A 5,069-nucleotide genomic window follows, 5' to 3' on the forward strand; every position below is an offset into this window, starting at 1 on the left:
ACGAACTTTGCAATCCCCCTGCGCCACCGGGGCCATCAGCGCGTCATGGCCGATCGTGCCGAAGCAGTCACGGATATCGGCCTCGAACACCCACTCCCGCCGTTGGTTCGCCGCGACACGCACCGCTTCGCACGCGTCGATCGCGGACCGTTTCGGCCGAAATCCGTAGCTCGCCTCGGTGAACTGAGCCTCGAAAACCGGTTCCAGGACCAGTTTCGCAGCCGTCATCACCACCCGGTCCGCCACCGTGGGAATCGAAAGCGGCCGGAACTCTCCCGGCCGCCCCGGCTTGGGAATCTGGACCCGCCGCAGCACCGACGGACGATACGTATGCGTCCGCAGCCTCTCCGACAAGTCCTGGAGGAACGCATCCACCCCCGAGGCCGCCACCGCGTCGACGGTCAAACCGTCCACGCCGGGGGCTCCCCGGTTCGCACACACACCGGCCCATGCCCGCCGAAGGACGTCCATGCGGTGGACATGGCTATACAGGGCATGAAACCGGCGTTCGGGTTCTTGCTTGGCACAGCGGTAGAGCGTCCGCTGCAAGGCTCGGACCTTGTCCAGAGAACGGTCACCCGGTCGTGCAGCGCCTTCCTCCCGGCGGATGGAACTAGCCGATACGGCACTCATCCGGGTCCCTCCGTGTTCGCGAATCGCATCGATGAAGCAGGGGCCCTTCGCTCCCGGCGGGTTGTGTTGTCCCGCCGATCGGCACTACTACGACCCCCTCCGACTGCCTCTCGGCAACCCACCATTTCCCGGTTCTGCCGGTTATAGGCAGGCCACGCTTCCCGGGCCGCAATTCCCGGGGCCGAGGAGGCCCTCTCCAGTTCCCAGGACAACCGTCCGACCATTCCACGCCCCCTACGCCGGGAGGTTCTTCGGCGACCGCTCCAGGTCCAAGATCGCCTTCCATGGCCTTCGCCAAACAAGCACAGGCTCGGCTCCTCCTTGACCCGCCCACGGGCGGGGGTTAAATGACGACGCTGCAGGCTTCACTTCATGTTGCGGACTGGTCGGTTGCACGCCCCCGAAGGGCGCTTGTCACTCCACTTCGACGCCCCCCTTTCGAGTGACGCCGGGAGTCAGCTACCGGGGACCCTGGCGTCTCCCCGGACCGGACTTCCACCGGCTGGCTATTCTGAGCTTGACGTCCGGTTACATCGTTCACACCCCTTCTGAGCTGCGACGACGCCCGGACTGCTGGACGTACGCTTGTTCTTTAACCTTTGGCGGAGCCTCAGTGACACCGGTAGGTTCTCCGCGGTGACCTTGATGGCGACGCAGGGCCTCGCGTCGATGAGCGACGAGGCGCAGTTACGTTGGGTGGCGCTGGGGGACACGACTCGGCAGTTGGCCGTGGTCATGCTCCATGGCGGTCCGGGGCTGCCGGATTACCTGGGCGATGTCGCCCCCATGGTCGCGGACCTCGCGCCCGTGTATCGGTACGACCAGCGTGGCACGGGCCAATCCCCGTGGCGGGGCCGCCATTCCCTCGCCCGGCATGTCGACGATCTCGCCGAGCTGCTCGACGCATGGGACGTGCCCAAGGCCGTGCTGATTGGGCACTCCTACGGCACCGACCTGGCGAGCCGGTTTTGTCTGAGGCACTCTGACCGGGTTGCCGCGATGCTGCTGATGTGCGGGCCGTTCGTCGGTGATTGGCGTACCGGGTACCGAGCGGAGCGCGACCACCGCATGTCTGCAGCGCAGCAGGAGCGGCTCCGCGAGTTGGAGGCGTTGCCGCGCCGCACGGAGGAGCAGGAAGTCGAGTTGCTCACGCTGGCCTGGTTCACCGACCACGCCGGTCCCGAACACGGGTGGCGCTGGGCCGCGCAGGGTGCCCGGCGCCGTCGCCCGGTCAACTGGGCTATGAACGGTGAGCTTGGCGGGGAAGGACGCGCGGACCCGCTCGATGAGCATCTTACCGAGCTGCGCACGTGCCTGCCCGCGCGAGCGGAGCTCCTCGGTGGGGCCGACGATCCCCGCCCTGTGTCGGCTCTTGAATCACTCGCGCTCCGGCTCGATCTTCCGCTGACGCGGATCGAGGGCGCTGGGCACGAGCCCTGGTTGGAGCAGCACGACGCCGTGTGTGCGCACCTTCGGCGATTCGTGCAAGGCATCGTGGGCGCGTAGGGTGTCGTGGCCGGTTTGCCGGCTGGCCTCATGCCCGGCTGTCGGCACTGCGGCGGGTCCGGTGTCGAAATGGCCCTCGAACCAGGCCGCTCACCTGGGTATTCTCCGGACACTGAGGCGGCCTTCGTCTGATCATGTGTTCCGAGTGTGCTGGGTCGGCCCGTCAGGGAGTGCCCTCCTGAGTCGCCGTGATGTTGCTCCAGTAGCCGAACTGTCCGGCCGGAAAGTGCTTCAGGTGCGTGTAGCCGCCGCCGTCATCGAGTTCGCCCGATGCGGCGGCCTGCGTGTCCTGGTCGTAGAAGAAGATCTTGCGATGAGCCGGCACGATGTGGGTCCAGCTCCCGAACTGTCTGGCCGGGAAGCTCTGTAGGTGCACGTAGTCGCCGTCCGCGTCGAGTTTCCCCGATCCGGCCTCCCGCGTGTCCCGGTTGTAGAAGAAGAGCTTGGAGGAACCCTCGTCGAAGGTGACGTGGGTCCACTTCCCGAACTGTCCGGCCGGGAAGTCCTTCAGGTGGGCGTAGTCGCCGTCGTCCTGGAGATCGCCCGATCCGGCGGCCCCCGTGCCCTGGTTGTAGAAGAAGTAGCGGGGGGAGAAGTCGCCGCCGGCGGAGACGATGTGGCTCCAGTCCCCGAACTGTGCGGGCGGGAAGTCCTTCAGGTTGACGTAGTCGCCGTCGGCGGTGAGCTTGCCCGATGCGGCGGCCCGCGTGTTCCGGTCGTAGAAGAAGACCAGGACGCCGCCCGCCACGATGTGCATCCAGTCCCCGAACTGTCCGGCCGGGAAGTCCTTCAGGTTGACGTAGTCGCCGTCAGCGGCGAGCCTGCCCGTTCCTGCGGCCCGTGTTTCCCCGCTGTAGAAGAACAGCTCTCCGCCGCCGGGCACGATGTGCGTCCAGTGGCCGAACTGTCCGGCCGGGAAGTCCTTCAGGTTGACATAGTCGCCCGATGCGTCGAGCTCGCCCGTTGCGGCGGCTCCTGTGGTCTGGTCGTAGAAGAACAACATGGTGCTGCGCCTCCTGTTTCTCCTGGGGTGGTCGCGTCCGGGCCGGTGCGGGGACTCCGACCGGACGGGCCGGGCATGGCGTCCGGCGCGAGCCCCGCGGGGGCCATCCTGCGCAGGGCGACCACCTCCTCGCGCGCGGGCGGGGCCATGTGGGGGCTGGCGTGGCGAGGAAGGCGGCATGAGCGAGGCTGCCATACGCAACCAGCACGCCCGCCACAAGAAGATCTTCGGGGACCTGCGGTCCAAGGCCATCAGGCCCGCTGCGGTCATCCCCACCAGGCTCCACACCAAGGCGCAGCAGGCGCAGATCGCTGGTGACTCCGTCGCGGCCCTGGTCCGAAAGGACGAGGAGGATCTGGCCACCCGCGGGCGGAGCGTGCTGGAGAACCGTCGGCTCGTCCGCCGCCGCACCCGCGCACGCGGACCCATCACGGACAGCTCGCTGGCCCACGCGTAGCCCTACTCGCTGAGCGTTCCCGGCGCCCCGGCGCCGGGTGCCTCGTCTGCCGCAGGTGGGCACCCATGTGGCCTCGGCCTGATTCGAGGCCACAGCAGTCCTGATCCCGACGCCCCTCCGGCGGAGACAGAGCGTGGAGCCCACCAGCTCCACGAGGCGGCTCACCTCCCCTCCGTCCAGGAAGCCAAGGTCTCCCGCGGCGAGTCCGCCACGGTCCACGACCTCCCCGCCCGGAAGGCCCCGGCGAAGAAGACCGCGGCGAAGAAGACGGCCGCCAAGAAGACGACGCCGGCGAAGCGGAAGCCGCGCAGCGCCTGACGCGCTAGGAGCATCCGCCGGGCGCCCGGGCCCGGTCGTGCACTTAGTCCGGGCTCGTGCACGGCTGCGCCAGGGCGGTCAGCCGGCACCCCTACGAGGCTGGGCACCTTCGTCACGCCTCAGGGCGCGGCGGACGCCCCGTCGACGAGTTCCTGCAGCGCCGTATCGGCACGGAAGCCACCCGTCGCGAGGACAGTCTGCCTGCGGGCCTTGCAGCGGGCCCGTGAGAAGGTCTCCGGCGTGGCGTGGCATCTTGGCGTGCCCGACTCTCGACCCGCCGCTGGCCGCCAGGGCTAGGCAGTTTCCTTCGGATCATCTGATCGTTGGTTGATGTGAGCCATTCGAGCCCTCCTCGTTGTCGTTGCAAGCTCTAGCTATGTTCGCTGTCAGGAAATGACGTTGTCCCAACTTGGATGGCAGCGTCCCAACTTCGCTGTCAGAGGTCAGCGACGGTGCTTCACCCGGCCGGAAGGCTAAGTGCGTTGTGGCAAACCGGATCTCGTTCGAGACGTACGGCGCGGGTGACCATCTGGACGGAGATGCGGGTACGGCCGCGGGCATGAGAGAACGGGCCCCTTGGTAGCGATGCGGTTACGACACCCAGCACGACCAAGGAAGCCCGTTGCCCGATCAGTTCAGCAGTACCGCTGTGCCCACGTCCACCACGGTCACCCCTGAGTGTGACTGCTACGTGCACCGGTTCGGCTCGATCGCTCCGGGGCGGCGGACGGGCCGCTATCCGAGTGACATGACAGATCCGGAGTGGGCCGAGGTCCGCTCCGCGATGCCGGTGCCGGCCTGGCTCCTCAAACAGGGCGGGCGCCCGGAGGAGCATTGCCACCGCGAGATGCTCGACGCGGTGCGTACCTCGTCGACAACGGCGTGAAGTGGATGGCCATGCCGGTCGACTTCCCGTACTGGCGGGCGGTCTACGACTTCTTCCGACGCTGGCGGACCTACGACTACGCGCGTGAGCTGCACGAACGCCTGCGTCGCACGGCCAGGGAACGTAAAGGGCGCAACGCCGAGCCGTCCGCGGGGATCATCGACAGTCAGTCAGTGGATGCCTCCGAGACCGTCGGCGAGGACAGCCGTGGATACGACGGCGGAAAGTCGCGAGACGGGCGCAAACGCCACATCCTGACCGACACC

Annotated in this window: 7 protein-coding genes; 4 read left to right on the forward strand and 3 right to left on the reverse strand. The window is 67.6% G+C overall.

Going from position 1 to position 5,069, the window contains the following annotated elements; all coding sequences use genetic code 11:
- Window positions 1–414, reverse strand: a 414-nt coding sequence (locus tag J7I97_RS30445; RefSeq protein ID WP_215076767.1) for a reverse transcriptase domain-containing protein, incomplete at its 3' end; no start/stop codon positions are given.
- Window positions 415–1,278: 864 nt separating this feature from the next.
- Between J7I97_RS30445 and J7I97_RS30450 the strand changes: the two genes are divergently transcribed.
- Window positions 1,279–2,139, forward strand: coding sequence for an alpha/beta fold hydrolase (locus J7I97_RS30450; RefSeq protein ID WP_251059304.1), 861 nt, complete (start codon window positions 1,279–1,281; stop codon window positions 2,137–2,139).
- A 163-nt stretch (window positions 2,140–2,302) separates the two neighbouring features.
- On the opposite strand, the gene J7I97_RS30455 is transcribed toward J7I97_RS30450, so the two are convergent.
- Window positions 2,303–3,142 (reverse strand): hypothetical protein, encoded by an 840-nt coding sequence (locus tag J7I97_RS30455; protein WP_214941293.1) that lies wholly within the window; start codon window positions 3,140–3,142, stop codon window positions 2,303–2,305.
- 178 nt (window positions 3,143–3,320) lie between these two features.
- Here J7I97_RS30455 and J7I97_RS30460 point away from each other — a divergent pair, with 178 nt between their 5' ends.
- The gene (locus J7I97_RS30460) at window positions 3,321–3,599 is read left to right on the forward strand and encodes a hypothetical protein (RefSeq protein WP_214941295.1); all 279 of its coding nucleotides are present in this window, start codon (window positions 3,321–3,323) and stop codon (window positions 3,597–3,599) included.
- Window positions 3,600–3,760: 161 nt separating this feature from the next.
- On the opposite strand, the gene J7I97_RS30465 is transcribed toward J7I97_RS30460, so the two are convergent.
- Window positions 3,761–3,931, reverse strand: coding sequence for a hypothetical protein (locus J7I97_RS30465; protein ID WP_214941297.1), 171 nt, complete (start codon window positions 3,929–3,931; stop codon window positions 3,761–3,763).
- A 734-nt stretch (window positions 3,932–4,665) separates the two neighbouring features.
- Here J7I97_RS30465 and J7I97_RS39030 point away from each other — a divergent pair.
- On the forward strand, window positions 4,666–4,803 hold the full coding sequence (locus tag J7I97_RS39030; protein WP_251059301.1) for a transposase: 138 nt from the start codon (window positions 4,666–4,668) through the stop codon (window positions 4,801–4,803).
- A 5-nt stretch (window positions 4,804–4,808) separates the two neighbouring features.
- Window positions 4,809–5,069, forward strand: a 261-nt coding sequence (locus tag J7I97_RS39035; protein ID WP_251059302.1) for a transposase, incomplete at its 3' end; no start/stop codon positions are given.

It is taken from the genome of Streptomyces sp. ISL-87, from assembly GCF_018614095.1.
Taxonomy (GTDB): Bacteria; Actinomycetota; Actinomycetes; order Streptomycetales; family Streptomycetaceae; genus Streptomyces.